The following is a 1,665-nucleotide window of genomic DNA, read 5'->3' on the forward strand; positions in this document are numbered from 1 at the left end:
CCGATGTGTTTGAAAACCGTACGGAAGGGCCGACGGCGTCGGTTGAGCGCAAGCTCATTTCCGGGTTCATCGCGGCGACGTGTGGTGACTGCGTTGGCGGCACCTTTAATAACTTCCTCGCCAGCCGCGAGACTTATCAATTCTTCGACACCGATACCAGCGCTTCGGCGGTGTTCAACGTAGGCAAGGATTTTACGTTCACTGGCGGCACCTTCCTCAACAGCAAAAGTACGCTAGCGGCGGGCGGCAACATCAGCATCACCGCCGACAGCTTGAAGAATATCGGTGCCAAGAGCGGCACCGTCGAAGTCACGCGTCAGTACAACTTCGAGATGGGCACTGGCTCCACGGCGCAATTCATGGCCGACGTGATCATGCCGTACAACCAGCGCAACAACCCCGATTTCCCGTTTGTGTACTACGTCATCGCGCCGGAAGGCCTGATCCGTAAAGCGATCGCCAAAACCGTGGGCAATGGCATCGTCATCGTTGACGCCGAGACAGGCGAAAACGTCGGTAGTCGTAAATATGGCCGGGCCATGTCTGGATTCAGCGCGGGCTTTGAAACGTCAACGCCATCGATGTATGACCCGAATAATCTGCTGGCATTACCGAGCGAACTGGCGCCTTACGAGAGCCGCGTTGCAGTCGAAAACCCGGTTAACAGCACCGGTGCAGCTGATACCAACAACTCGCGCAACGCAGTGATTCAGGCGGGCGGCAAAGTCTCGATCACCGCCACCCGCGAAGTTGAAAACAGTGTTATCCATCAGGACTACAGCTCAACCGGTGGCACCAATAAAGTTGCCGATACCTCGGTCGGAAACAGCGGCACCGTCGTTGTGCGCATCAATAGCCAGCTGCCGCCCGATCTCGCACAACAGCAAGTCAATCCGCTGAGCCTGCCGGGATTCGCTCTGCCGACGGGCGAGAACGGTTTGTTTCGTTTGAGCAATGAGGGCACGAGCGACACCGTGTCACCCGCAAACATCGGGCCGGCACCGACGTGGACGGTTGGCAGTGAAAAGGTCAAAACCCAGGATCACACGGTCGCTGCCACCAGCGGCGGGCCGCGCAACCTGTTCGTCGATGCGCCGGCTGCCGTGTCCGACAGCACGCGCATCGTCGATACGTTCAAACCTAAGCCGAGCGTGTCTAAGGCTGCCGCCAGTGCTATTGACGCCAGCGTCCCGGTCAACCCTGCCGGTCCAGGCATGACCAACCCGGGCGACGATACGAAGGAGTTGACTGGCACTCGTCCGGTCACCCGCGTCACTGGCTTGCCCGACACCAAGGTACCGTCCAACCCACACAAATACCTGATCGAAACCAACCCGGCACTCACCAACCTCAAGTCGTTCATGAGTTCCGACTACCTGCTCGACAAACTCGGCTACAACCCCGATCTGAGCGCCAAACGCCTGGGCGATGGACTCTACGAACAACGCCTGATCCAGCAAGCCGTCACCGCCCGCACCGGCCAGGCTTTCCTCGACGGCCAAACCTCCAATGAGGGCATGTTCAAGTACCTGATGAACAACGCCATCGCCAGCAAGGACGCGCTAAACCTGTCGGTCGGCGTCGGCCTCACCTCGCAGCAAGTCGCGGCGCTGACGCACGACATCGTCTGGCTCGAAGAGCATGAAGTGAATGGCGAAAAAGTCC

At 58.9% G+C, this 1,665-nt stretch carries 1 pseudogene; it reads left to right on the forward strand.

The features are described from left to right. Positions 1 to 1,665, forward strand: a pseudogene (locus DBR24_RS32505) (adhesin); the annotation flags it as partial.

This window comes from Pseudomonas sp. HMWF006 (genome assembly GCF_003061205.1).
In the GTDB taxonomy this organism is placed as follows: Bacteria; Pseudomonadota; Gammaproteobacteria; order Pseudomonadales; family Pseudomonadaceae; genus Aquipseudomonas; species Aquipseudomonas monsensis.